The organism is Nonomuraea sp. NPDC050680 (genome assembly GCF_040654555.1).
In the GTDB taxonomy this organism is placed as follows: Bacteria; Actinomycetota; Actinomycetes; order Streptosporangiales; family Streptosporangiaceae; genus Nonomuraea.
Map to the genome: position 1 here is coordinate 102,311 of NZ_JBFAIF010000007.1, position 23,952 is coordinate 126,262.

General features: G+C 67.7%; 23 protein-coding genes. 19 read left to right on the forward strand and 4 right to left on the reverse strand.

All coding sequences use genetic code 11. The features are described 5' to 3' along the window. Window positions 1-22: 22 nt before the first annotated feature. Window positions 23-787 (forward strand): class II aldolase/adducin family protein, encoded by a 765-nt coding sequence (locus AB0H88_RS24880; RefSeq protein ID WP_357648233.1) that lies wholly within the window; start codon window positions 23-25, stop codon window positions 785-787. 223 nt (window positions 788-1,010) lie between these two features. On the opposite strand, the gene AB0H88_RS24885 is transcribed toward AB0H88_RS24880, so the two are convergent. Continuing rightward, window positions 1,011-1,958 carry a DJ-1/PfpI family protein gene (locus tag AB0H88_RS24885; protein WP_357648234.1) on the reverse strand — a complete coding sequence of 316 codons (948 nt, stop codon included), beginning with the start codon at window positions 1,956-1,958 and terminating at the stop codon, window positions 1,011-1,013. 71 nt (window positions 1,959-2,029) lie between these two features. On the opposite strand from AB0H88_RS24885, the gene AB0H88_RS24890 reads away from it, so the two are divergent. Continuing rightward, on the forward strand, window positions 2,030-3,292 hold the full coding sequence (locus AB0H88_RS24890) for an MFS transporter (RefSeq protein WP_357648236.1): 1,263 nt from the start codon (window positions 2,030-2,032) through the stop codon (window positions 3,290-3,292). Continuing rightward, window positions 3,289-3,948: a peptidyl-tRNA hydrolase gene (locus AB0H88_RS24895; protein ID WP_357648238.1), complete on the forward strand. Its 660-nt coding sequence runs from the start codon at window positions 3,289-3,291 to the stop codon at window positions 3,946-3,948. Before AB0H88_RS24890 ends, AB0H88_RS24895 begins: the two co-directional genes overlap by 4 nt. Before the next feature lie 59 nt (window positions 3,949-4,007). Here the strand turns inward: AB0H88_RS24895 and AB0H88_RS24900 are convergent, their stop codons facing one another. Next, a complete protein-coding gene (locus tag AB0H88_RS24900; RefSeq protein ID WP_357648240.1) occupies window positions 4,008-4,976 on the reverse strand; it encodes a DUF3616 domain-containing protein in 969 nt (322 codons plus the stop codon). A 171-nt stretch (window positions 4,977-5,147) separates the two neighbouring features. On the opposite strand from AB0H88_RS24900, the gene AB0H88_RS24905 reads away from it, so the two are divergent. The 6 genes from AB0H88_RS24905 to AB0H88_RS24930 all read left to right on the forward strand — a co-directional run bounded on the left by AB0H88_RS24905 (window position 5,148) and on the right by AB0H88_RS24930 (window position 11,124). Beyond that, window positions 5,148-5,957, forward strand: a complete 810-nt coding sequence (locus tag AB0H88_RS24905; RefSeq protein WP_357648242.1) for a hypothetical protein — start codon at window positions 5,148-5,150, stop codon at window positions 5,955-5,957. 34 nt (window positions 5,958-5,991) lie between these two features. Then, on the forward strand, window positions 5,992-7,953 hold the full coding sequence (gene ftsH / locus AB0H88_RS24910; protein ID WP_357648244.1) for an ATP-dependent zinc metalloprotease FtsH: 1,962 nt from the start codon (window positions 5,992-5,994) through the stop codon (window positions 7,951-7,953). A 29-nt stretch (window positions 7,954-7,982) separates the two neighbouring features. Continuing rightward, window positions 7,983-8,525: a DUF937 domain-containing protein gene (locus AB0H88_RS24915; protein ID WP_357648246.1), complete on the forward strand. Its 543-nt coding sequence runs from the start codon at window positions 7,983-7,985 to the stop codon at window positions 8,523-8,525. A gap of 16 nt (window positions 8,526-8,541) precedes the next feature. Next, the gene (locus tag AB0H88_RS24920; protein WP_357648248.1) at window positions 8,542-9,123 is read left to right on the forward strand and encodes a nucleoside triphosphate pyrophosphatase; all 582 of its coding nucleotides are present in this window, start codon (window positions 8,542-8,544) and stop codon (window positions 9,121-9,123) included. A 10-nt stretch (window positions 9,124-9,133) separates the two neighbouring features. Further along, window positions 9,134-9,889 carry an EI24 domain-containing protein gene (locus AB0H88_RS24925; protein ID WP_357648250.1) on the forward strand — a complete coding sequence of 252 codons (756 nt, stop codon included), beginning with the start codon at window positions 9,134-9,136 and terminating at the stop codon, window positions 9,887-9,889. Window positions 9,890-10,053: 164 nt separating this feature from the next. Then, a complete protein-coding gene (locus AB0H88_RS24930; RefSeq protein ID WP_357648252.1) occupies window positions 10,054-11,124 on the forward strand; it encodes a DUF4192 domain-containing protein in 1,071 nt (356 codons plus the stop codon). Window positions 11,125-13,174: 2,050 nt separating this feature from the next. Here the strand turns inward: AB0H88_RS24930 and AB0H88_RS24935 are convergent. Further along, window positions 13,175-13,561: a GntR family transcriptional regulator gene (locus tag AB0H88_RS24935; protein WP_357648253.1), complete on the reverse strand. Its 387-nt coding sequence runs from the start codon at window positions 13,559-13,561 to the stop codon at window positions 13,175-13,177. Between the two features lie 965 nt (window positions 13,562-14,526). On the opposite strand from AB0H88_RS24935, the gene AB0H88_RS24940 reads away from it, so the two are divergent. The 6 genes from AB0H88_RS24940 (at window position 14,527) to AB0H88_RS24965 (ending at window position 20,721) form a co-directional block, all read left to right on the forward strand. Beyond that, a complete protein-coding gene (locus AB0H88_RS24940) occupies window positions 14,527-15,549 on the forward strand; it encodes a LacI family DNA-binding transcriptional regulator (RefSeq protein ID WP_357648255.1) in 1,023 nt (340 codons plus the stop codon). A gap of 133 nt (window positions 15,550-15,682) precedes the next feature. Then, a complete protein-coding gene (locus AB0H88_RS24945; protein ID WP_357648257.1) occupies window positions 15,683-16,924 on the forward strand; it encodes an ABC transporter substrate-binding protein in 1,242 nt (413 codons plus the stop codon). A gap of 19 nt (window positions 16,925-16,943) precedes the next feature. Continuing rightward, entirely contained in the window at window positions 16,944-17,909 is a 966-nt protein-coding gene (locus tag AB0H88_RS24950) for a sugar ABC transporter permease (protein WP_357648258.1), read from the forward strand. Between the two features lie 7 nt (window positions 17,910-17,916). Then, window positions 17,917-18,759, forward strand: a complete 843-nt coding sequence (locus AB0H88_RS24955; RefSeq protein ID WP_357648260.1) for a carbohydrate ABC transporter permease — start codon at window positions 17,917-17,919, stop codon at window positions 18,757-18,759. Window positions 18,760-18,811: 52 nt separating this feature from the next. Beyond that, window positions 18,812-19,591, forward strand: coding sequence for a ThuA domain-containing protein (locus tag AB0H88_RS24960; RefSeq protein ID WP_357648262.1), 780 nt, complete (start codon window positions 18,812-18,814; stop codon window positions 19,589-19,591). Beyond that, window positions 19,588-20,721: a Gfo/Idh/MocA family oxidoreductase gene (locus tag AB0H88_RS24965; protein ID WP_357648264.1), complete on the forward strand. Its 1,134-nt coding sequence runs from the start codon at window positions 19,588-19,590 to the stop codon at window positions 20,719-20,721. The genes AB0H88_RS24960 and AB0H88_RS24965 overlap by 4 nt, the downstream gene beginning before the upstream one ends. Before the next feature lie 15 nt (window positions 20,722-20,736). Here AB0H88_RS24965 and AB0H88_RS24970 read toward each other — a convergent pair whose 3' ends face one another. Continuing rightward, a complete protein-coding gene (locus tag AB0H88_RS24970) occupies window positions 20,737-21,078 on the reverse strand; it encodes a hypothetical protein (protein WP_214642774.1) in 342 nt (113 codons plus the stop codon). A gap of 132 nt (window positions 21,079-21,210) precedes the next feature. Here AB0H88_RS24970 and AB0H88_RS24975 point away from each other — a divergent pair, with 132 nt between their 5' ends. The 4 genes from AB0H88_RS24975 (at window position 21,211) to AB0H88_RS24990 (ending at window position 23,865) form a co-directional block, all read left to right on the forward strand. Then, on the forward strand, window positions 21,211-21,804 hold the full coding sequence (locus AB0H88_RS24975; protein WP_357648266.1) for a DUF1707 and DUF4870 domain-containing protein: 594 nt from the start codon (window positions 21,211-21,213) through the stop codon (window positions 21,802-21,804). A gap of 177 nt (window positions 21,805-21,981) precedes the next feature. Further along, the gene (locus tag AB0H88_RS24980; protein WP_357648268.1) at window positions 21,982-22,314 is read left to right on the forward strand and encodes a putative quinol monooxygenase; all 333 of its coding nucleotides are present in this window, start codon (window positions 21,982-21,984) and stop codon (window positions 22,312-22,314) included. Between the two features lie 126 nt (window positions 22,315-22,440). Further along, a complete protein-coding gene (locus AB0H88_RS24985) occupies window positions 22,441-22,926 on the forward strand; it encodes a MarR family transcriptional regulator (RefSeq protein WP_357648270.1) in 486 nt (161 codons plus the stop codon). A 240-nt stretch (window positions 22,927-23,166) separates the two neighbouring features. Next, entirely contained in the window at window positions 23,167-23,865 is a 699-nt protein-coding gene (locus AB0H88_RS24990; RefSeq protein WP_357648272.1) for a nitroreductase, read from the forward strand. The last annotated feature ends 87 nt before the right edge of the window (window positions 23,866-23,952 follow it).

Below are 23,952 nucleotides of genomic sequence, written 5' to 3' on the forward strand. Positions count from 1 at the left end.
TCCCGGACTCTGAGGAGGGCTCATGCCGGAGAATCTGATCTTTCGCCTGCCGCCGACGTTCGAGACGGTCGAGGAGGAGCGGCGACATCGCCAGGAGCGGCTCGCCGCCGCGCTGCGGATCTTCGGCAAGCTGGGCTTCGAGGAGGGTGTCGCGGGACACATCACCGCCCGGGACCCCGAGCTGACCGACCACTTCTGGGTCAACCCGTTCGGCATGTCGTTCAAGCACGTCCGCGTGAGCGACCTGATCCTCGTCAACCACGAGGGCAAGGTGGTCGAGGGCCGCTACCCCGTCAACGAGGCGGCCTTCGCCATCCACTCGCAGGTGCACCAGGCGCGGCCCGGCGTGGTGGCGGCCGCGCACAGCCACTCCGTGTACGGGCGCGCGCTGTCGGCGCTCGGGCGGGTGATCGAGCCGATCACGCAGGATGCCTGCGCCTTCTATGAGGACGTCTCGCTGTTCGACGACTACACGGGCGTGGTGACGGACCTGGAGGAGGGCAAGCGCATCGCCGCCGCGCTGGGCGGCAACAAGGCCGTCGTGCTGCGTAACCACGGGCTGCTGACCGTGGGCGACAGCGTGGACGCGGCGGCGTGGTGGTTCATCACGATGGAACGCTCGGCGCAGGTGCAGCTCGTCGCCCAGGCGGCCGGGCAGGTGGTGCCCATCGAGCCGGACAACGCGGCGCTCACTCATAAGCAGATCGGCAACGACCTGGTCGGCTGGATCAACTACCAGCCCCTCCACGACCAGATCATCCGCGAACAACCGGACCTGTTCGAGTGATCTGATAAACCCCTTTCCATCCGTTACGGCAAGCCACACCCACCGCCACCCGCCGCACGTGGCTGAGGGCCTCCAGGAACACGGCCGCTGAACCCGCACGGGGCCGGGCGCCGATACGTGCGTCTTGTTGACCGTGGCTTCCGTTGCGGGCAGCCGTCTCGATTCCTGTGGCGGTCCGTGGCGGCTGGGGTCCCTGGGGGGAGACCCCTCCAGGGGGAGGGCTCTAGCGGCGGAAGGTGTGGCGATAGGTCAGTGGGGCGACGCCGACCGCCGCGTGGAGGTGCTGGCGGAGGGAGACCGTCGTGGTGAAGCCGGCTCGGCGGGCCACCTCCTCCACTCCTGCGTCCGTCGTTTCCAAGAGGTGTCTGGCGTGGTCGACCCGTTGCTTGGTCAGCCAGCGTGACGGGCTCAGGCCGGTTTCCTCGCGGAAGCGTCTGGTGAAGGTGCGGACGCTCATCTTCGCGTATCCGGCCAGAGCGTCCAGGTCGAGTGGCTCGTCCAGGTGGGCGAGCATCCAGGTGCGGGTCGGGGCGGTGCTGGTGCCCGTCGGGTCGGGGAAGGGGCGGTCGATGTACTGGGCCTGGCCGCCGTCCCGCCAGGGAGGCATGACGCAGCGGCGGGCCGCCCGGTTGGCCACCTCGGTGCCGTGGTCGCGTCTGATCACGTGGAGGCAGAGGTCCAGTCCGGCCGCCACGCCCGCCGAGGTGAGAACGTCGCCGTCGTCGATGAACAGCACCGAGGGATCCAGGTCGACCCTGGGGAACAGTTCGGCGAAGTGGGGGGCCTCGCGCCAGTGCGTGGTGGCGGGGCGGCCGTCCAGCAGGCCCGCTGCGGCCAGGACGAACGCGCCCGTACAGATCGACATGATCCGCTTGTGGCCCTGCAGGGCGTCGCGCAGGTAGGGCTGGATCGTGCCGTCCTTCATCGCCCGGCCCGCGTGGATGCCGGGGACCAGGACCGTGTCGGCCGTGTCCAGGACGTCCAGGTCGTGGTCGGGCAGGACGCTGTATCCGGCCGAGCAGCGCACGGGCCGGCGGCCGGGGGAGCAGGTGACGACCTCGTAGAGTTTCTCGCCGGCCGGTGACTCCGCCGTCCAGAAGACCTGGCCGGGAACGCCCAGGTCGAGAGGGGCGAAGTGGTCGAGGACGAGGACCGCGATCCGATGGGCCATGGCCGGATTCTTTCATATATTGGCTATCCGGCCACTCGCGGCGCCGAGTGCGGATAAATCAGGATTAGCGGATGACCATAAGCACCACCACCCGGACCAGGCGGCTGCATCGGGCCTGGTTCGTCGCGGCCGTCGCGTTCGTGGCTATTCTCGGGGCGGCCGGGTTCCGTGCCACTCCCGGTGTGCTGATCACTCCGCTCCAGGAGGAGTTCGGCTGGACCAAGGGCACGATCTCGCTCGCGGTGTCGGTCAACCTGGTGCTCTACGGCCTGACCGCGCCGTTCGCGGCCGCCCTGATGGACCGGTTCGGGATGCGGCGGGTGGTGTCGCTCGCGCTGCTGCTGGTGGCCATCGGCAGCGGGCTCACGGTGCTGATGACGGCGAGCTGGCAGCTGCTGCTGTTCTGGGGCGTGTTCGTCGGGCTGGGCACGGGGTCCATGGCGCTGGTGTTCGTGGCGACGGTGACCGACCGGTGGTTCGTACGGCACCGCGGGCTCGTCACCGGTGTGCTCACCGCGGCCGGCGCCACCGGCCAGTTGATCTTCCTGCCGGTGCTCGCCCAGCTGGCCGAGGGGCCGGGGTGGCGGGTGGCCTCGCTGACCGTGGCGGGAGCCGCGCTGGCGGTGGTGCCGTTCGTGTGGTGGCTGATGCGTGACCGTCCGGAGGACGTGGGCACCACGGCGCTGGGGGCGGAGCCCGGTGTCGTCCGTACCCAGCCCGTCCAGCAGAACGCGGCCGTGCGGGCGCTCACGGTGCTCAGGTCGGCGGCGCGGACCCGGGCGTTCTGGTTCCTGGCGGGCGGCTTCGCCATCTGCGGCGCCAGTACGAACGGCCTGGTCGGCACCCACTTCATCCCCGCCGCGCACGACCACGGCATGGCCGAGCCGGTCGCGGCGGGGCTGCTCGCGATCATCGGGATCTTCGACATCGCGGGCACGATCGCCTCCGGCTGGCTCAGCGACAAGGTGAATCCGAAGGTCCTGCTCGGCGTCTACTACGGGCTGCGCGGGCTGTCGCTGATGGTGCTGCCGGGGCTGTTCGCGGCCACGACCGAGCCCAGCATGCTGATCTTCATCGTGTTCTACGGGCTCGACTGGGTGGCGACCGTGCCGCCGACCGTGGCGCTGTGCCGCCGGATCTACGGGGCGGACGGCGCGATCGTGTTCGGCTGGGTGTTCGGCTCGCACCAGATCGGCGCCGCGTTCGCCGCCGTGGGCGCCGGGCTCACCCGCGACCACCTGGGCGCTTACGACCTGGCCTGGTACGTCTCGGGCGCGCTCTGCCTCCTGGCCGCCGGCATGTCCCTGGCCATCGGGCATGCTAAGGGGCGATGAGTGAGCCAGAGTTGATGGTCCTGCCGCTGGTGGTCAGGATCGAGAGAGCGACGCCGCCCGAGCGTACCGACGCTTTGGAGGCGGCCGCGATGGCCGTGCTGAGCCTGCTCGACGACCCCGGCGAGTGGGGTGCGGAGCTGTACGCCTGGCAGTCCACCGGCAGGATCCGCAAGGTCGTGCGCCGGGCCAGGGGCGCCGAGTGGCGCAGGGCGCTGGCGCTGGCCGGCCGTACCGTCGAGCACCGTACGGCCGAGGTGCGCGTGCACCCGCCCGTGCCGCTCGACGACTGGCCCAGAGACCTCGCTCGGTTGCAGGTGTCGGGCACCGAGCTGACCGACACCGGCGACCTCGCGCCCGCGGAGCCGCCGATCCTGTGGGCCAACCCCGGGCTCGCCATGTCGGCGGGCAAGGCCATGGCCCAGGCCGGGCACGCCGCCCAGCTCGCCTGGTGGGCCAGCGACGAGGCCGAGCGCGCCGCGTGGCGGGCGGCCGGGCTGGCCGTGACGGTGCGCACCGCGGCGGCGGCCGACTTCCAGGCGAAGGTGGCCGCCGGGCTGCCCGTGGTGCGGGACGCCGGGTTCACCGAGATCGAGCCGGGTTCGTGCACGTTCGTCGCCGATGCGCCGTGGCTGTACGGGCGGGTCGCCCGGTCGTGACGGGCGCGGTCGTGACGGGCGCCGGCGGTCATGATGGGCGCCGGCGGTCATGATGGGCGCTAGATCTCGATCACGTCGGCCAGGACGCCGCCCGCCGGGGTGATCCGGGCGGGCGACGGGCTGTCGTAGACGATCATCAGCCGGCCGTCCGCCAGCACGGCCAGCCCTTCCGGATGGTCGCAGCCGATGCCGTACGGCAGCTCGGCGACCGTCTCCAGCTCGTCCGCCGCGACCACCTCGCCCGCTCGGTGAACCCGCCAGCGCAGCACGCGCACCGGCCCGTCGAGGCTCATGCTCGGCCCGGCCAGCAGCAGCACGTCGCGGCCGTACGGGCACAGGTCCCGCACGCCCAGCCCGCCCAGGTCCAGGAAGTGCTTGCGATACGGCTCGCGCAGCCGTAGCCGGCCCGGGTGGGCCTCGATGGGCCTGATCTCCAGGACCACCGCCCAGCCGCGCAGCACGGGGCCGCGGAGTCCGAGGTAGACCCGCTCGTCCAGCACCGCGATGCCCTCGATGTCGAGGCCGTTGTCCTTGCCGGGCAGCGCGAGGAACGGCGCGAGGTGCGGGTCGTCCGCCAGATGGGCGGCGATGTTGTCCTGGCCCGAGAGGATCGCGCCCGGCAGCGGGGCGTTGGTGGCGGGGTCGAGCGGCAGGCGTACCAGGATGAAGCGGTTCTCCTCGCGGACCACGGTCGCCAGCCGTTTGACGGCCTTGGCCGGGTCCTTGGTCGATTTGACGCGGCGGCGCTTGAGACTGTGCGAGCCGATGGCCCACAGGTGGCCGTCGGCCCTGGCCAGGCCCTCGATGTCCGCCTCTTCCTCAGGGCCGGCGGGCAGCCTTACGTAGTCGGCCAGCCGGAAGGTGCGCTGACCCGCGTAGTTCACGCCGGTCCAGGCCAGATGCTCGATGGTGGCGGTCTCGTCCCCGGCCACCCACAGGCCGCTGCCGTCGTGCCGTAACGCGGAGAGGTTCGTGTGCGTTTGGGAGGCTTGCGAGGCCGGGTCGAATCGGAGCTCCACCTGTTCCACGAAGCCATGATGACACTTCGGCCGCTTCATAAGCGGAATGGCGGGATTTGTCGTACGCTCCCGATCGTGCTCGATGGGGATGATGGGACCGAAGGTTCCCGTGTGAGAACTGCTGCCAGGCCGGGAACCCCTGTTTCTTCACCCAGGCGATCCCGCATCGGCGATCTTCGGATGCGGGATCTATACCGGGGGCTCGCGGTCGTGACCGCGGTGGCGGTCGTCACTGTCACGCTGGTCATGCTGCTCCCGTCGCGGCCGGACGAGGTCGCCGCACGGCCGGTTGCCGCGCCATCGACCGTGCCGACCTCGTCCGTGCCGACCGCATCCGGGCTTACGGCCTCCCCCTCCGCTTCGTCCGAGCCGTCGGTGACGCCCTCGCCGGTGGACTCCGCGGCGGCGGCCGCTCCCCAGGCCACGCCGACTCCCGGCCCGTCGCTGGCGCCCGGATACACCGCCATGGAGGCCCTGTACGCCGACCCCCGGGTCCCCAAGCTGCCGAAGAAGGTCGCGCGGCTGAAGATGACCAAGCCCGGCAGGGGAGTGGTCAAGGACCGGCGGACCGGCCTGGTCGTGCCCAGGCTCGGCAGGCCGTGGAAGGCGCACCAAGCGGCGCCGTTCACCAGCAAGCAGGTGCTCCCGCTGAAGCGCGGCTCGAACCAGCGGGGCATGCTCGTCACCTGCCCGCTCCCGATCGAGGAGCAGAAGTCGGCGCGCGACACCGCGCTGCTCGCCGCCCGCTGGACGCTCAACCACCATCCCGAGGGCGGCCGGATCCGCTGGCAGGTCTCCCAGCCGATCAAGGGCGGCTGGCTGCTCACGTACCTGGTCAGGTACGGCAAGCACGTCTCGCGGGCGGCTGTGGTCGTGCTCGACGGGGGAATGGCCAAGCCGGGGCTGGCGTTCGTGACAGTGCCGGAGTCGCAGCGGAACAGGTGGCGTGACATCACGCGCGTGGTTTCCGGGGTGCGTGTTCTAGGCTAGAAGATCATGTACGGCGATATGGGGGAGTGACGCCGTGGAACGCCCAGGTCAGCCGAAGGCGCCTGACAAACGCTCGGGACAGCCGCAGGCGCCTGACAGAGACAAGCCCAAGCCGCCCTGGCGCGCGGAAGGGCTGCCCGGCTCGTCCGGCGGCGGTCGCCCGAAGATCAACTGGTGGCGCTTCGTCGTCACGCTGCTCGTCGTCTACGCGGCGTTCTTCCTGGTCTCCTCCTTCTTCGACAACGGCTCCGTCGAGACGGTGTCCTACACCGAGTTCACCAAGCAGGTGACCTCGAAGAACGTCAAGGACATCTACGCCACGGGCCTGTCGGTCGAGGGCGATCTGCGAGCCGCGGCCAAGGATCCGGACAGCGGCAACAAGTCGTACACGAAGTTCAAGACGGAGATCCCCGCCTTCGCCAACAACGATCAGCTTTACCAGCAGCTGGAGAGCAGCGGGGTCGACATCAAGGCCGACCCGATCAACGGCGGGCGCGGCTTCTTCGTGAACCTGCTGCTCTCCCTGCTCCCCGTTCTGCTGCTGGCAGGGCTCTGGATCTGGGTCATGCGCCGCGGCGCCAGCATGATGGGCGGCGGCGGGCTGAGCGGCCTCGGCCGGTCCAAGGCGGCCAAGCCGGTCGAAGCGGGTCAGGTGCGGGCCACGTTCGCGGACGTGGCGGGCATCGACGAGGTCGAGAACGAGCTCGTCGAGGTCGTCGACTACCTGAAGGACCCCGACAAATACCGCAGGCTCGGCGCCAAGCTGCCCAAGGGCGTGCTGCTCGCTGGACCTCCCGGCACCGGCAAGACGCTGCTGGCCCGCGCCGTGGCCGGTGAGGCGAACGTGCCGTTCTTCTCCGCCAGCGCGTCGGAGTTCATCGAGATGATCGTCGGCGTGGGCGCGTCACGCGTACGCGACCTGTTCGAGGAGGCGCGCAAGGTCGCCCCCTCGATCGTGTTCATCGACGAGATCGACGCCATCGGCCGGGCCAGGGGCGGCGCCGGCGGCATCGGCGGGCACGACGAGCGCGAGCAGACGCTCAACCAGATCCTCACCGAGATGGACGGCTTCTCCGGCGTCGAGGGCGTCATCGTCATCGGGGCCACGAACCGGCCGGAGATCCTCGACCCGGCCCTGCTGCGGCCGGGCCGGTTCGACCGCACGGTGCAGGTGGGGTTGCCCGACGCCGCCGGACGTACCGCGATCCTGGCCGTACACAGCAGAAGCGTGCCGCTCGACGGCGAGGTCAGCCTCGACCAGATCGCCAAGACCACGCCCGGCATGACCGGCGCCGACCTGGCGAACCTCGTCAACGAGGGCGCGCTCCTGGCCGCCAAGCGCGGCAAGGAGAAGGTCGGCATCGCCGACTTCGCCGACGCGCTGGAGAAGCTGCAGCTCGGCGCGGCGCGCAGCATCGTGATGCCGGAGGAGGAGCGCACCAGAACCGCCTTCCATGAGGCCGGCCACGCGCTGCTCGGCATGCTGCAGCCGGGCGCCGACCCGGTCAGGAAGATCTCGATCATCCCGCGCGGGCGGGCCCTCGGCGTCACGCTGTCCACGCCCGACACCGATCGTTACGCCTACGACGAGCAGTATCTCCGCGGGCGCATCACCGGCGCGCTCGGCGGGATGGCGGCCGAGCAGGTGGTGTTCGGCGTGATCACCACCGGCGCCGAGAATGACCTGGAGCAGGTCACCATGATCGCCCGCGGCATGGTCGGGCGCTGGGGCATGTCGGAGAAGGTCGGGCCGCTGACCATCCTGCCCAGCGACGGTCAGCCGCCGCAGGCCTCGCCCGCCATGCTCGCCACTGTCGACGAGGAGGCGCGGCGGATCGTGGACGAGTGCTACGAGCGCGCGCTGCGCGTCCTCGGCGAGAACCGCGACAAGCTCGACGCCATCGTCGCCGCCCTGCTGGAGCACGAGACGCTGGACGAGGCGAGCGCCTACGCCGCCGCCGGGCTTTCCGGGGACTTGGGCAAGCCCGGAACGTAAATTGAGGCCGTGCCGGGCAGGTCTCCGATGTGACACTCAACGACGAGCTTCTCGCAGAGCTCGGCGATGCCGGGCTGGAGGAGGTCGCCGGGCTGCTCGGCACGGACACCGCGACGGCCCGCATCGTGCTCACGACGGTGTCCGGCACCATCATCGGCGGCCTGGCGCGCAACGCCACGCACCCTGAAGGTGCGGAGGCGCTGTGCGCCGCTCTCGACGACCATGTGGACGCGGACCCGTTCAACGGTGACGTGGCGTCGCTGTCGCGTGATGGGCAGAGCATCCTGGGGCACGTACTCGGCGGGCAGGGCACCGAGCAGGCGGCCGAGGGGTTGTCACGGCTGGTGGGGATCGACGCTCGCACGATCATGAGGTTGCTGCCGCTGATCGCGCCCATGATCATGTCGCTGCTGGCCGGGCGGGCGACCCGCGGTCGGATGGAGGCCGGGGCCGTCGCCGACACCCTGAACCAGGAGAGCGCCACCCTTCCCGCCGAGCTGGGCGAGCTGCTCGGCTCGATCTTCGATGGCGATTCCATGGACGTACCCGGGCAGCCGAACTTCGACCGGTGAACGGTAAGCTGGTGCGGTGATCATCCTGGCCTCAGCGTCCCCTGCCCGGCTGGCCCTGCTCCGCAGCGCCGGACTCGACCCCAAGGTGATCGTCAGCGGCGTCGACGAGGAGGCCTACTCCGCCTACTCGCCCGCCGCGCTCGCCCTTGAGCTGGCCAAGGCCAAGGCGTCGGCGGTCGCGAGCGGGCTCGACGAGGGCCTGGTCATCGGCTGCGACTCGATCCTGGAGCTCGACGGCAGGCCGTACGGCAAGCCGGCCACGGCCGAGGAGGTGGCCGAGCGGTGGCGGATGATGCGCGGCCGGACCGGACGCCTGGTGACCGGCCACTGCGTCATCGACGTACCCGCCGGCCGGCAGGTGGCCGAGGTGTCCACCACCGTGATTCACTTCGGCCGGCCGTCTGACGAGGAGATAGCCGCCTACGCCGACACCGGTGAGCCGCTCGGCCTGGCCGGGGCGTTCAGCATCGAGGGGCGGGGCGGCTGGTTCGTCGACGGCATCGAGGGCGACCACGGCAACGTGCTCGGCATCTCGCTGCCGCTGCTCCGCGAACTTTTCGGCGAACTGGGCTACGCGGTGACGTCGTTCTGGCGCTAGCGTGCCGGGCATGCGATCAGTACGCGACTTCTTGGCGGGCGTCGGCTTCTTCTTTCAGGGTGTGGGCTGGGTCGCCAAGCATGGCCGGTGGTGGCTGTTCGGGTTGATCCCGGCGCTGCTGGCTTTCGTGGTGTACGTGGTGGCGTTGGTCTTCCTCGGCACGAACGCGTCCGACATGGCGGAATTTCTTACGCCGTTCGCCGACACGTGGGGGTGGCGGGACCTCTTCCGTACGCTGATCGCGATCGCGCTGGTCCTCGGCGGGCTGGCGCTGGCGGTGCTGACCTTCACGGCGCTCACGCTGGCGATCGGGGAGCCGTTCTACGAGAAACTGTCCGCCACGGTGGATCCGTTGCCGGGGGCGGAGGAGCAGCCGTGGTGGCGTACCTTGCCCCGGTCTCTGCGGGACAGTCTGGTGACGTTGGGGTATGTGCTGCTTTTCACCGTGCCGCTGTTCTTCCTGGGATTCGTGCCGGTGGTCGGGCAGACGGTGGTGCCGGTGCTGGGGGCCATGGTCTCCGGGTTCTTCCTGACGGTGGAGCTGACGACGCTGGCGCTGGAACGGCGGGGGATGGCGCGTAAGGAGCGGTTCGCCCTGCTGCGGGGGAACAAGGCGGGGGCGTTGGGGTTCGGGGTGGTGGTGTTCTTGCTGTTCCTGGTGCCTTTTGTGGCGGTTGTCGCGATGCCGGCGGGGGTGGCAGGGGCGGCCCTGTTCGTCCGCAACCGCCTGGCCCCAACTCCCGTCCCCCCGACCTCCACCCCCTGACCCCCTCGACCTCCGTCCCCTGGCCTCCCGCGATCATCCACGACCCCGCCCTCATCCAGTAGTCGTTGACCCCGCGCGGCCCCGACTCAGTTGTCCATCCCCTTATCCCCAGAACGCGGTTCGGCGCATCGGAGACACCCTCCGTCCGGGCACCCTCATGCCTCATGACGACCAACGCCTCCGCGCCCTGCCTGACCCTGACCAGCCCCACCGACGTCCTTGCCGCGGTGCCCTACCTCGTGGGATTCCACCCGGTCGACAGCCTCATCGTGCTCGGCCTCACCCATGGCCAGGCCAAGCTGGCGACCCGCTGGCCATTGCCGTTCCCGCCGGGCACGCTGGAGCCTTTGTCGGCGCTGTTCGATCGGGAGGCCATCACCCACATCATCCTGATCGGCTACGGCTCAGGAGACCGGGTCACCCCGGCCGTGGACGAGGCCCGCCAACTGGCTGCCCGGGCAGGTGTCGGCGTGGACGAGGCCCTGCGGGCTGAGGGCGGCCGCTACTGGTCGTACGTATGCGACGTGCCCCGCTGCTGTCCTCCCGAAGGCACTCCGTACGACCTCTCGACCAGCCAGATCGCCGCCGAGGCCACCGTGCACGGCCTGGTGGCCCTGCCCGACCGCCAGAGTCTGGAACGCACCATCGCCCCGCTCACCGGCCCCGTCCGGGTGTCGATGCGCCGCGCCACGGCGGAGGCCGTCGCCGAGTTCCGCACCCGGCTGATGGAGGCCACGGACGCGAACGCGTTCGCCCAGCAGTTCGTCACCCGGGGGCTGGTCAGAGTCCGCGCCGCCCTGGCCACCCACGCCGCCGGTGGCAGCCTGGACGACGCCGAAGCCGCCAGACTCGGTCTCGACCTGGCGGTGATCAGAATCCGCGACGAAGCCTGGACCCTCGCCGGCGACTCCCACGCCGCCCTCTGGAAAGACCTCACCCGCCGCCTGGAACCACGCTTCACCCCACCGGCCGCCTCCTTGCTGGCCATGGCCTCCTGGCGCACGGGCGACAGCGTCCTGGCCACCATCGCCCTCGAACGCGCCCTGACCGCCGACCCGAGCTACTCGATGGCCAACCTGCTCATGCACGCCCTGCAGCAACTCCTGTCCCCGACCACCCTGCTCGACCGCCTTCCCACCCCATCCGAACTGGACACTGCCATGGGGCCGGTCAATGCGGGTTGGCTAATCCCCCTGATCAACAACCTGGACGAGGACCATGAAACGGCCGCTTAAGCCAATCCATTGCTTTGATCAGCACACAACCGCCGCGATCAATCAGTTCCTCGACAACCAGCTCGGTCAGGTGGGGAAAGAAGATCTGCAGGCAGGCTTGGCCTGCCGGGGACCCGGCATGCTGCACAATGAACTCCGCGGCCGCTCTGGTGACGATCAAGATCTTGGTCGAACCCGATCATCACGGAGCGGCCCGTACTCATGTGCGGCCCGTTACCCCATCGCGATCAATGCCAAGCGAGAGCCACGCCGCTGCCCGTGATCGCGGCGCACACTTCGCGCCAGAGCCACACGCCCTTGGCCGTTGACTCGTGGACCCAGGTTCAGTCATTGGTCACCGGGATCTTCATATCGTTGGACTTGTCGCGGACTGTCCGTTGGGCGAGCGGCTGTGTAAGACGCAGCTGCACGGGATAGGCGTACCCAATGTCTTTTGTGGGTCTCTCCTCCCAAGGAGGGAGAGAGCCACAGGAGTTTTCCACCCAACGCCGACGACCACATGGGAAGCGGACTCGGTGACCTCCGTGTCTACGACCTTCTCACAAAAGGTTCCATCCTCGCGCTTGTCGCTGAATAGGAGCTCGGCCACGATGTTTTGCTGGTTGGCGGACACCTTGATCGAGGAAATTGGATACCACTTCTCCTGGCCGACGCATCCGGTTAGCGCCAGTAGCGCCAGCGATGCGAGGATCAGCAGGATTCTTTCAGAGGATATCTTGTGAGACACGTTGGGAGATCTTCTTCTAGAAGAGGGTGGGGAACTTGCGCCTTTTGATGTCGCTGCCGATGTTTAGCTGGATGTCGTTGATTTCGGTGAACCATTCATTGCAGGGGCTCAGGAAGTTTCCTGTGACTTTGCCCTTTATGCCGCCGAAGTGGATTCCTCGGGCGTATGCGTAACCTTTCCATTTTCCATTGACTTTGAGGTTGCGGATTGTGTAGCTTATTGTGGCTGCTCAGGGGTTACCGTGGATCCCAAAACATACTGGGCGGAATTGGAGCAAGGGATGCTCCCCTCGCTGAGTTTCAAAAACTACCGAGCGTGGATGGAAGGCGGGAGGCTCGGCGCAACAGATGGGAATATTGCGATAGCTCGACAAGATTATCTCGAGGATGCCTGGGCAATCGGAGGAGCGGCTGCCAAGTACTGGACATGCGTCAGGTCGAACCGCCGGACGTGCAATTAAAAAGGGATGCTCGGAGAATTATGCTGACTCGAAGCAGATCCAACGGTGGAGCGCGCAGTACGCTGGCACTTATTATTTTAAGCTCCTGCCTTCTCTTATCGGGATGTGGGCCCACGAGATTCCAGGTCGATTCGAGAGTTCTTGATGACGTGCGCAGCATTGGAAAGGTGGTTGCTGAGACTACTCGTGAAGGCGACGTAGACGGAGACATCGAAGTCGTCAACACGATAGTAGTCGATGTCACTACCCCAAAAAAAAGGAATGCGCTTAATGAAGCTGTAAAAATTCTAGCGCGTCGCGGGTGGAATATTTCTACGGACAATCGGCCGACGATAGTGACACTGGATTCCGCGAATCGGCCAGGTGCCTATTTGGCTATACGCCCTTTTGATGCTGCCTATTTTGAAGACGACTCGCAGGTTTTGGAGCGAGTAAAGGAGTCGTTGGCCAAGTCGGACGCATTAGTGAATGTGGAGACCTTCCCGAGTGAATAGGGGCATCGCCGCGTCGTCAGCACTGACCTTGATGACTTACGCATCCCCGCTGCCAGCAAGGAGGCTCTCGACCTGGTCCGCCGCATCGCCCCGCCCAAGCCGCAATTGGACTCCGACGAGTGGCAACAATCGACGGTATGCCTGCGTTGAGCGCAGGGCGGGACCATCCCCGCCCGCGCGGGGATGGTCCCAGTGTCTCCTGTACGCTACGGCGGGCCCCGTCGTGCTGCTCGCGCACACGGGGATGAGCCCAATTGATCACTCTCGTGTGCCGGGCCTACGACCATATCGGGGCGGCATTCTTGGCTTTGGCCGCCGCTAGCATCGTCGGCCTTTGCTTGCTCGTTGTCTGAACTGTCAGGCCGTGTGTCATCTCTCTGCACCCCAAACGAGGGCTGTCCGGTCGGCAGGCAGGATGCGGTTGCGCTTGTGTGGCCGGCTGAGGACGAATACCGGGACACCCTCGGGGATGTCCAGTTCCCTTCGCTCGTCTGGGGAGGGCATGCGAGCGGTGACCTCTGCTGGCCCCTCCACGACCACCCGTTCGACGGGGGCCTGTGGGCGGACGTAGGAGCCTTCACGCTTCACGGTGACGATCAGTCCCTCGCTGCGCAGCACCCCGAGTGCCTGCCGTACGGCGACGCGGCCGAGCTCGTACTCCTGCATCAGCCGGCCCTCTGACGGGAGTGCCTGGCCAGGCTCGAGTCGTCCCGCTGCGATGTCCGCGCGGATGATGTCGGCGAGCTGGCGGTGCACAGGTCGATCGGAACCGAAGTCGATCACAACACGTCATCATCACAACCCCACTACCTCATAAGAGCTTGTAGGCATATGCTCATAAGGAACGAGCAGCAAGAACGTTGCCACATCAAGGTAGGGGAGGTTGCCGCTATGCCTGAGCTTCTAGGTCTAGAGGCAGATGCCTGGCCTTGTCCAAGACTCTCCGCCCACCCGCCAGGCCGCAGCACCGCCGCCACCACGACGCACATCGACTGGACCAAGGAGGAACCGGTCCGCCAGCGGATAGTGGACTACACCTGCTCCTGCCGCGCACTCGTCTATGAGCTGCTGAGCTGCGGCGGCCACTACATGATCCGTCGCACGCACCAGACCACATCTCCCAAGGTCTTCTACGCCGGGCCATGGCCATGGCCACGGGCCGTGGCAGAGCACGTTTGGACGATGATCCTCACGGGCGAGGCTCGCTGATGACACCGTCCCGCTGGTCGCCCTATGTCGGAGCCTGGCCCCAACCAAACCGAGAACGGCGGTAAGACCGCCTCGCTCCACGCCGGGTCTGAGCAGGACCGCGACCACCACGAGGTACGCCTGCACGCGGTCGAGCGCCTCCGCCGACACCCCGGCGGTCTGAACCAGCGTGACGATGATGGCGGCGTCCGGATCGCGGATAAATAGCCGGCGTGCTCACCGTCTGCGCCCTCGCGCCGACGCTGCTGATCATCACGCCGATCCACAACCAGAGACGCACCGATCCACAACCAGAGAAACGTCTGCCGCCGCACCGGTGCCCGTGGCGAGGCCGGGCCTTCGTCGGTCCAGGGCGCATGCCCTCCCGCCGCCACGATTCCTCGCTCACTCTGACGGCGCGGCGGGATGGCGGAAATGTTGCAGGGAGATGTCTTGCGGCTCGGACGATCGAAGTCGTAGCCTGTCGGAACTTGCCATTGATACGCATCGACGATTTCCTCCAGGGAGGTGTCATGGCGGCGTTCACCAGCAAGGACGTCGCGCGTATCGCCGGTGTCTCGCAGAGCACCGTGTCCTATGTGATGACCGGCAAGCGACCCATCTCCGAGCGCACGCGGCAACGGGTCCTGGACGCGATGGAACAACTCACCTACGAGCCGCACTCAGGCGCCCGGTCTCTCGCGGGGCGTCGTACCCGGGTGGTCGGTCTGGTCGTGCGCTTCGGAATCGGCGGCGATGCCTTCGGGTTGCTGCCGTTCATCGAGACCATCGCCAACTCGGCCCGCGCCCACGATCACGAGGTTCTGCTCGTGACCGCGGACGAGGGCTCCGCGGGTCTGCGGCGCCTCGCCGGACGGGCCCTGTGCGACGCGATCATCATGATGGACATCGAGGAGCAGGACGACCGGGTCCCGGTGGCCGCCGCGCTGTCCGTTCCGGTGGTGCTCATCGGTGTGCCGGCCGACCCGGCCGGGCTGCACTGCGTCGACCTTGATTTCGAGGCGGCGGCCCGGATGGCCGTCGACGAGCTGGCCGACACCGGGCATGACGAGATCGTCGTGGTGGGTTACCCGGCCCCGGCGATGGAGCGCGGCCTGAACTACGTCGGCCGCGTTCTGCGATCGGCGCGGCGGCAGGCGCAGGTGCGCGGCCTTCCGCTGACGGTGACCGAACCGGTCGATGGACGGGAGGCCGACGCGGCCGATCAGCTCCTCGCCCGGCGGACCGGTGGGCGTCTCGGCGTGGTGGTGCCGCACAGCGACGCGATCGTGCCGCTGCTGAACGCGCTGCGGAAGCGGGACGTCGTGCCGGGCCGTGACATCTCCCTCATCGGACTCAGTTCCGACCGTGAGGCCGAACAGTCCGATCCGCCGTACACGAATGTCTCCCAGGAACCTCGCGACGTCTCGCGGCGCGCGATGGAGACGCTGTTCTGGTTACTCGATCCGGGTTCCGGCGTGGAACGTCCCGTAATCGACCTGGTCGCGCCACGACTCACCCGTCGTACGACCGTGATGCCCACTCCCTCCAACTGATCACCGGTGGCCTCGGCCAGAGGCCCGCGACCGCGTCGTCGATACGTATCGACGGACACACACCACCCCCGTCGATACGTATCGACACAGGCTCGATCCCCCCGGAAACTCTCCGTATCCGAAAGGACACGACATGATCCGCTCCCCCCGATCCCGCCGAGCCCAGGCCGCGTTCGCCTCGATGTTCACTCTGTCTCTCGCACTCACCGCCTGCGGCGGCGGCTCGAACGGCGGCGGCTCGAACGGCGGCGGCGACTCCTCGACCCTGCGGGTGCTCGACTACTACAACAACGAGCCGAGCAAGACGGTCTGGCAGAAGGCCATCGACGCCTGCGGCAAGCAGGCCGGTGTCACCATCCAGCGCGAGGCGGTGCCCGGCGCGACCCTGATCCAGAAGGTGCTCCAGCAGGCGTCTTCGCGGACCCTTCCGGACATCCTCATGCTGGACAACCCCGATCTGCAGCAGATCGCCCAGAGCGGCGCCCTCACTCCGCTGAACGACCTCGGGCTCAAGGCCGACGGGTACGTCGATGGCGTGGTCAACGCCTCGACGTACAAGGGCAAGCTGTACGGCCTGCAGCCGATCACCAACACCATCGGGCTGTTCTACAACAAGGACCTGCTCGCCAAGGCGGGCGTGACGCCGCCGACGACCTGGGCGGAGCTGAAGACGACGGCCAAGAAGCTGACCTCGGGCGGCACGTACGGGCTGGCGTTCTCGGCACCGGCGAACTATGAGGGCACCTGGCAGTTCCTGCCGTTCATGTGGTCCAACGGTGGCGACGAGAAGAACATCGCGACGCCGGAGACCGCGCAGGCCGTGCAGTTGTGGGTCGACCTGATGAACGACGGCTCGGTGTCGAAGTCCGCTCTCAACTGGACCCAGGCGGACGTCAACGATCAGTTCCGGGCGGGCAAGGCCGCGATGGCGGTCAACGGGCCGTGGCAGTTCCCCACGTTGGACGAGGACAAGAGTGTCAAGTACGGGGTGGCGCAGATCCCGGCACCGGTCGCGGGCAAGCCGATCGTCGCGCCGCTCGGCGGTGAGACGTGGGCCGTGCCGCAGACCGGGAACAAGGACAAGCAGGCCAAGGCCGCCAAGGTCGTCGCCTGTCTCAACTCCGACGACAACCAGCTCAGCCTCGCCAAGGACACCCAGACCATCCCCACCAAGACGGCGCTGCTGGAGAAGTTCAGCTCGAGCAACCCGAACATGGCCGGATTCGTCGACCAGATCCCGACCGCACGGGCCCGCACCGGCGAACTCGGCGCGGACTGGCCGAAGGCGGCCACGAAGATCTACACCGCGTTCCAGTCCGCGCTGACCGGCCAGGCCGCACCGGCCAAGGCCCTGGAAACGGCCCAGAATGGTTGAGCACCAACAACAGTCCACAATGGAACGTCAGACAGATCCACCACCGCCGGCGAGCCTGGCGGATGACGGGACCGTTGCCGGGCCCCGTTTCTGGCACTCGCTCCGCTTCCAGAGCCGCGCCGCGCAGGTGCTGTTCCTGGCCCCGGCCGTGATCTACATGGTGGCGTTCTTCGGCTACCCGATCGTCAAGAACTTCGTGATGGCCTTTCAGGAGTACTCGACGAGCACCTTCTACACCGGCGAGGCGCCGTGGGTCGGGTTCGCCAACTACGCCGAGGTGGTGTCCTCCCCGGTGTTCGGCAAGGCCATGCTGAACACCGTCCTGTTCACCGCAGGCTCGATCGCCGGGCAGTTCGTCATCGGTCTGGCCCTGGCGATGTTCTTCCGGCGCCGCTTCCCGCTCAACGGTGTGCTCCGGTCGTTGATCCTGCTGCCGTGGCTGATCCCGCTGATCGCCTCCGGCGCGGTCTGGCGGTGGATCCTCGACAAGGACAACGGCGCGCTCAACCGGTTCCTGGCCGCCATCGGAGTGGCGAGCGACCACCCCGGCTGGCTGACCAGTACCTCTCTGGCCCTGGTGGCGGTGATCCTGGTGAACATCTGGGTCGGCATCCCGTTCAACCTGACCATCCTCTACGGCGGGCTCCAGGACATCCCGGAGGATCTGTACGAGGCGGCCGCGCTGGACGGGGCGGGAGGCTGGCAGCGGTTCCGGTATGTGACCTGGCCGTTGCTGCGCCCGGTCGTGAGCGTCGTGCTGGTGCTCGGCGTGGTCTACACGATCAAGGTGCTGGACGTGATCCTGGCACTGACCGGCGGCGGCCCGGCCAACGCCAGCCAGACCATCGCGACGCAGTCGTACCACCTGTCGTTCCAGCAGTTCGACTTCGGTCAGGGTGCCGCGCTCGGCAACATCCTGATCGCGATCTCCTTGGTGTTCGCCATCTTCTACCTGCGCGCCAACCGGCGTGCCGTGGACGAGTGAGGCAGTCATGACCACCACCACGCATGCCGCCCGGCGGCGCCGGGAGACCCGGGGCGGCTGGGGCAGCACCGTCGCCGGGATCGTCATCCTCGCCGTTCTGCTGTTCCCGATCTATTGGATGGTCAACGTCTCGCTGCAGCCGGGCGGCTCGGCGGTCGGCACCCCGTGGCTGCCGTTCGACCTCAGCTTCGACGGCTACGCCACCGCGCTCGGCCAGCAGGGCCGCAACCTGGTCACGAGCCTGGTCGTCGCCCTCGGCTCGGTCGTGTTCAGCCTGCTGATCGCGATGCCTGCGGCCTACGCCCTGGCGCACTTCAAGGTCCGCTTCGCGGGCGCGTTCCTCTTCGGGATCCTGATCTCGCAGATGATCCCGGGGATCGTCATCGCGAACGCGCTCTACACCGCCTACAACGACCTGGGACTGCTCAACTCGATCCCGGGCCTGATCCTCGCCGACTCGACCGCGGGCATCCCGTTCGCGATCCTGATCGTCCGCGCGTTCATGATCAACATCCCGCGGGCGGTCCTGGAGGCCGGCCGGGTCGACGGGGCCGGTCACGTCCGGACGTTCATCTCCATCGTGCTGCCGATGAGCCGCAACGCGCTCATCACCGCGGCCCTGTTCACCTTCCTCTTCTCCTGGGCGGACTTCCTGTTCGCCCTCACCCTCACCACGACCGAGGACGTGCGCCCGGTGACGCTCGGGCTCTACACCTACATCGGAACATACGTCAACGACTGGAGCTCGGTCATGGCCACCGCCGTGCTCGCCTCCATCCCGGCCATCGTCCTGCTCGTCGTCGCCCAGCGTTACGTCGCCGCGGGCACGACGGCAGGCGCCGTCAAGTGAACCCGGCAAACCCCCGGCAGAACCAGCAATCCCTCAGCAGAAAAGGTTCGACATGACAAACGGAACTGCAGGCCCGCTGCGTGTGACGGTGTGGGGTGAGAACCGCCACGAACAGATCGAGGAGCACGTGGCGAAGATCTATCCGAACGGCATGCACACGACGATCGCGGAGGGCATCGAGGAGAACCTCGCCGACGGCTGCGTCGTCCGTACCGCCACCCTGGACGATCCGGAGCACGGGCTGACCGAGGAGGTGCTGGCCGACACCGACGTGCTCACCTGGTGGGGTCACGCGGCGCATGACGAGGTCGCCGACGAGGTCGTCGAGCGCGTCCACCGGCATGTGCTGTCCGGGATGGGACTCGTCGTGCTGCACTCCGGGCACTGGTCGAAGATCTTCACCAAACTGATGGGTACGAGTTGCACCCTGCGCTGGCGCGACGAGCACGACCGTGAGCTCATCTGGACGGTCGACCCCACGCATCCCATCGCCCAGGGCGTGCCGCACCCGTTGATCATCGACGAGGATGAGATGTACGGGGAGTTCTTCGACATCCCGGCACCGGACGAGCTCGTGTTCGTCAGCTCGTTCAGCGGCGGGGAGGTGTTCCGCAGCGGCTGCACGTTCCGCCGCGGCCACGGCAAGATCTTCTACTTCCGGCCGGGGGACCAGGCGTACCCGACCTACCATCACAAGGATGTGCGCCGGGTCATCGCGAACGGCGTCGCCTGGGCCCGCACCGACCGGCCGGAGCGGAGCCATCCCGTGCTCCTGCGGTACGCGACCGAGGAGTTCTTCCAGGGCCAGGGCTACACGGGACCGCTCCAGTGAGCTTTCGGACGATCCCCTCCAGTCCGGCAGATCCGCTCCGGGTGGTCATCGTCGGCGCCGGCGGTATGGGCCGGGCCTGGCTGGCCACCGTCGCCGACTCGCCCGAGGTGGTGCTCACCGGCATCGCCGACCTGAACGTGGCGCTGGCCCGGGAGGTCGCCGACTCGGCCGGCCTGCCGGACCTCCCGGTCGGCCCCGACGCCGTCGCCCTCGCCCGGCAGAGCGGCGCCCAGGCGCTGATCAACGTGACCATTCCCGAGGCGCACCACCCGGTGACCACCGCGGCGTTGTTCGCCGGTCTGCCGGTGCTCGGTGAGAAACCGGTCGCGGAGAACGTGAGCCGGGCGCTGTCCATGGCCGCCGCGGCCGAGGTCACCGGTGAACTGTTCATGGTCAGCCAGTCCCGCCGCTGGAACCCGCAGCTCGCCGCGCTGCGGGGGATGACCGCGCGGCTCGGCGCGATCGGGACGGTGAGCACGGCGTTCTTCCGGTCCGAGCGGTTCGGCGGGTTTCGCGACCTGATGGCGTACCCGCTGCTCATCGACATGGCGATCCACGCTTTCGACTCGGCGCGTTTCCTGCTCCGGGCCGAGCCGGTGACGGCGTACTGCCAGTCGTACAACCCGCCGTGGAGCTGGTTCGCGGGGGACGCCAACGCGACCGTGGTGTTCGAGATGGACGGCGGGACCCGGTACGTCTACAACGGCAGCTGGTGCAGTCCCGGCGACATCACCTCGTGGAACGGGTCCTGGCGGGTCAGCGGCGAGAAGGGCACCGCGCTCTGGGACGGCGACCACGAGCCGGTCCTCGACGCCGAGGTGGACGCCGGTGAACCGGCCGGCTCGCCGTACTCCGGGATCGCCGGCGCTCTGCAGGTGTTCGTGCGGGCGCTCCGGACCGGGGAGCCGCCGTCCGGCGAGGTGCACGAGAACGTGATGAGCCTGGCCATGGTGGAGGCGGCGGTGCGCTCCGCGACGAGCGGCCGGATCGAGCGCCTGGACGACGTGCTCGAGCGGGCCCACGCGCAGGCGCTGAGGGAGGAGACTCGGGCGGACGTACGGGACGCTCTCGCCGGATGGTCCTCGGTGCGTGACGTGCTGGCCGGCGCCGAGCGGGTGGAGACGCGATGACGGGGGCTGTGACGGCTACAGGTTCTCCTCGCGACGCCGCCGTTCGTTGTAGGCGCGCATCCGGGGTGGGTAGCCCATGATCTGAACGTCGTACACCGGCAGGGCAAGGTCGCGGGCGACCTTGTGGATCACGGCGGGGGAGCCGACCCGGCGGCGGGTCCACTCGCCGTCGTCGGCCACGGCGACGGCCGTGGTGTCCGTCGCGAAGGTTTCGGGCTCGACGAAGAACTCGACGCCTCGCCGCGACTTGGCGAAGGCGATGAGGGCCTCGATATCTGCGTCAGTGGCTTCCCGATCGAACTTCGCGATTTTGGAACCGCGCAGCCGCCGAATGCCGTAGCGGTCTCGCCATCTCATGAGTCCTTTTTATACCGCCAAACGGTCACGCGCGTCGGGGTGATCTAGGGGACACATCGGGGATTCTCCCGATGGCCACGATGACGTGCGGCGGTCAGTATGGAGGGAGACTGCACGAATCTAAGGAGAGGCATGGCTGTTATGGCTGGGGTACCCACACCCCCGGGCCCGGGACAGGTGCCGCCGGCTCACCTGCGCGTCACCCACCAGGACCGTGAGCACGTGGTCGAGCACGTCCAGGCGGCTTTCGCGGAGGGGCGCTTCGACAAGCTCGAGTTCGACGACCGGCTGGAGCGCGCGATGACCGCGCGTACGCATGGTGATCTGATGCCCATCATGGCGGAGCTGTACGGCACGAGCGCCGTCCCCAGGATCCGCCCCATGCCCGCGCCGGTTCGGCCCGAGGCGTCGCCGGAGAGCAACGAACGGCTCGGGGCTTCGGCGGCTCATCTGCTGACGCTGGTGGGGTTCCCGATCATCGGGCCGTTGATCCTGCTGCTGACGGGCGGCAAGACCTCGCCCTACATCCGGCGGCACGCGTTGGAGGCCCTGAACTTCCAGCTCACGGTGGTGGGGGCGACGTTCCTGCTGCCGTTCACCATCATCGGGGTCGTGCTTATTCCGGTTATTTGGGTGGCGGCGGTCGTGCTGTCCATCGCCGGTGGCATTTCGGCGCTCTCGGAGAACCCGTTCCGCTATCCGATGACGGTTCGCCTGGTGAAGTAACGCGTGGCCAGGCTCCTGAGCGGGTCTTCCATCTGGGGCTCGTGCCGCCGGTTGACGTCAATGCGGGCTTTGACGTCAACCGACGGTACGAGCCTCCGTGCTGAGTGGGTACGTCGATTCGCGAGTGGCTGACGCTAATCTCGATCTGTACGCAGCTCACCGAAGGAAATGGCCTCCATGATCTTCATCACCGCGAAGTTCCGCGTCCTGCCTGAGCACGCCGACCGGTTCACCGAGATCGTCGGCGACTTCACCCAGGCGACCCGCGACGAGCCTGGCTGCCTGTGGTTCGACTGGTCGCGCAGTGTGGCGGATCCGGCCGAGTATGTGCTGGTCGAGGCGTTTCGCGATGACGAGGCCGGGGCGGCGCACGTCCAGTCCGAGCATTTCAAGCAGGCGCAGCGGACCCTGCCGCCGTACCTCGCCGAGACGCCGCGCATCGTGAACGCGACCATTCCTCAGGACGACTGGTCCCTACTCGGTGAGATGGCCGTACCCGGACGGGACTGAGCGCCCGCAGGGCCCGGCGGCGGCTGACACTGGCTGACCTCGGCCTGCCTCGTGCCCTGGCGCCGAGCCGTAATTAATTTCATTTGCTACGGTATCGAATGAAAAGATGGTCGGTAATATAACCTCATGAGCGCCGATGTTCCTCGTAGGCCCACCGCTTCACGTGCGACCGACCGTCCCGGGGATGCCTCGCCTTTCGCTCTCGGCCTGCTGCTGCGTCAGGCGCACTGGCGCGCGGCCACGGTCATGTCAGAGGCGCTCCGGCCGTTCGGCATCGAGTTGCGGCACTTTGCCGTGCTGATCGTGCTGGTCGACCGCGGGCCCACGGTGCAGCGGGACTTGGCGGCGGCGACGGGGTCGGACAAAGCGGGAATCATGCGGGTCGTGGACGACCTGGAGGGTAAGGGGCTGGCCGTACGCAAGAGCGTTCCGGGGGACCGGCGGGTGCGGGCGGTGGAGATCACACCTCAGGGCGTCGAGCTTTTCGACGCGGCTCATGTGGCGGCGGAGCCGCTGGCTGAGCGTCTGGTTGCCGACCTGGGGTCTGACGGGTCCGAGCAGCTGAGGGATCTGTTGACCCGGTTCGCCTATCCCGCCGACGGCGAGGCGTAAGCGCGCTCGCGCAACCGGTCCGCACCTGCGACCTGGAGACGGGACAGGCGCGGTGCCGCTCAGCGCCTTCCCGCAATAGACGTCGGCGTCGGCCGGCGTGGAGATCGCTCCTGTAGCTGGACGTAGCGGACGACGGCGACGTTCGCGATCGGCTCCTGTACGAGGCCTCTTTCCTCACCATGCGTGGGACACGTTTGCCATCGAATGGTATTGAATGATACTTTTCCGAATGATACTGTCGTGGACGCGACCATAGAAGGGAGGTTGGGGATCTTGGATGTCTATGAGGCGGTCACGAGTCGGCGGGCGGTGCGGGGGTTTGTTGATCGGCCTGTTCCTCGGGAGGTGCTGGAGCGGGTGTTGTCGGCTGCGGCTTGGGCGCCGTCGGGATCGAATCTTCAGCCGTGGCGGGCGTACGTGGTGACGGGCAGGCCGTTGGCCGAGTTGAAGAAGCGTGCGGGGGAGCGGGTGGCGGCTGCTGATCCTTGGGATGAGCGGGAGTACGAGATGTATCCGCCGGTGCTGAAGTCTCCGTACTATGAGCGTCGCTCAACTTTTGGTGAGGAGCGTTATGGCGCTCTGGGTATTCCGCGGGGGGATTGGGAGGCGCGGCAGAGGGCCGCTGCCGATAACTGGCAGGCTTTCGGTGCGCCAGCTGCGTTGTTCTGTTACATCGATCGTGACATGGGCCGGCCTCAGTGGGCTGATCTCGGCATGTTCTTGCAGACTGTCATGCTGCTGTTGCGTGCCGAGGGGTTGAACAGTTGCCCGCAGATGGCGTGGTCGGTGTTTCGCAAGACCGTCGCTGAGGTCGTTTCGCCGCCGGAGGGGCTCATTCTCTTCTGTGGCATGTCGATCGGGTTCGAGGACGTCACGGTGGATTACATCCGTACGGGCAGGGCGCCGCTCGACGAGACGGTCACGTTCGTCGACGGCTAGTACGGCGAGCACAGTTCACAGCTGCGGGGCACAGACACGGGACAGTTCAGAGCCTGTTGTCACAGATCGGACTGCTGCCCCGTCTTT

Coding starts and splice junctions, on each gene's coding strand:
- AB0H88_RS24880 (WP_357648233.1), top strand. CDS start 23: ATGCCGGAGAATCTGATCTTTCGCCTGCCGCCGACGTTCGAGACGGTC.
- AB0H88_RS24885 (WP_357648234.1), bottom strand. CDS start 1,958: ATGGCCCATCGGATCGCGGTCCTCGTCCTCGACCACTTCGCCCCTCTC.
- AB0H88_RS24890 (WP_357648236.1), top strand. CDS start 2,030: ATGACCATAAGCACCACCACCCGGACCAGGCGGCTGCATCGGGCCTGG.
- AB0H88_RS24895 (WP_357648238.1), top strand. CDS start 3,289: ATGAGTGAGCCAGAGTTGATGGTCCTGCCGCTGGTGGTCAGGATCGAG.
- AB0H88_RS24905 (WP_357648242.1), top strand. CDS start 5,148: ATGCGGGATCTATACCGGGGGCTCGCGGTCGTGACCGCGGTGGCGGTC.
- AB0H88_RS24925 (WP_357648250.1), top strand. CDS start 9,134: ATGCGATCAGTACGCGACTTCTTGGCGGGCGTCGGCTTCTTCTTTCAG.
- AB0H88_RS24930 (WP_357648252.1), top strand. CDS start 10,054: ATGACGACCAACGCCTCCGCGCCCTGCCTGACCCTGACCAGCCCCACC.
- AB0H88_RS24940 (WP_357648255.1), top strand. CDS start 14,527: ATGGCGGCGTTCACCAGCAAGGACGTCGCGCGTATCGCCGGTGTCTCG.
- AB0H88_RS24945 (WP_357648257.1), top strand. CDS start 15,683: ATGATCCGCTCCCCCCGATCCCGCCGAGCCCAGGCCGCGTTCGCCTCG.
- AB0H88_RS24950 (WP_357648258.1), top strand. CDS start 16,944: ATGGAACGTCAGACAGATCCACCACCGCCGGCGAGCCTGGCGGATGAC.
- AB0H88_RS24955 (WP_357648260.1), top strand. CDS start 17,917: ATGACCACCACCACGCATGCCGCCCGGCGGCGCCGGGAGACCCGGGGC.
- AB0H88_RS24960 (WP_357648262.1), top strand. CDS start 18,812: ATGACAAACGGAACTGCAGGCCCGCTGCGTGTGACGGTGTGGGGTGAG.
- AB0H88_RS24970 (WP_214642774.1), bottom strand. CDS start 21,078: ATGAGATGGCGAGACCGCTACGGCATTCGGCGGCTGCGCGGTTCCAAA.
- AB0H88_RS24975 (WP_357648266.1), top strand. CDS start 21,211: ATGGCTGTTATGGCTGGGGTACCCACACCCCCGGGCCCGGGACAGGTG.
- AB0H88_RS24980 (WP_357648268.1), top strand. CDS start 21,982: ATGATCTTCATCACCGCGAAGTTCCGCGTCCTGCCTGAGCACGCCGAC.
- AB0H88_RS24985 (WP_357648270.1), top strand. CDS start 22,441: ATGAGCGCCGATGTTCCTCGTAGGCCCACCGCTTCACGTGCGACCGAC.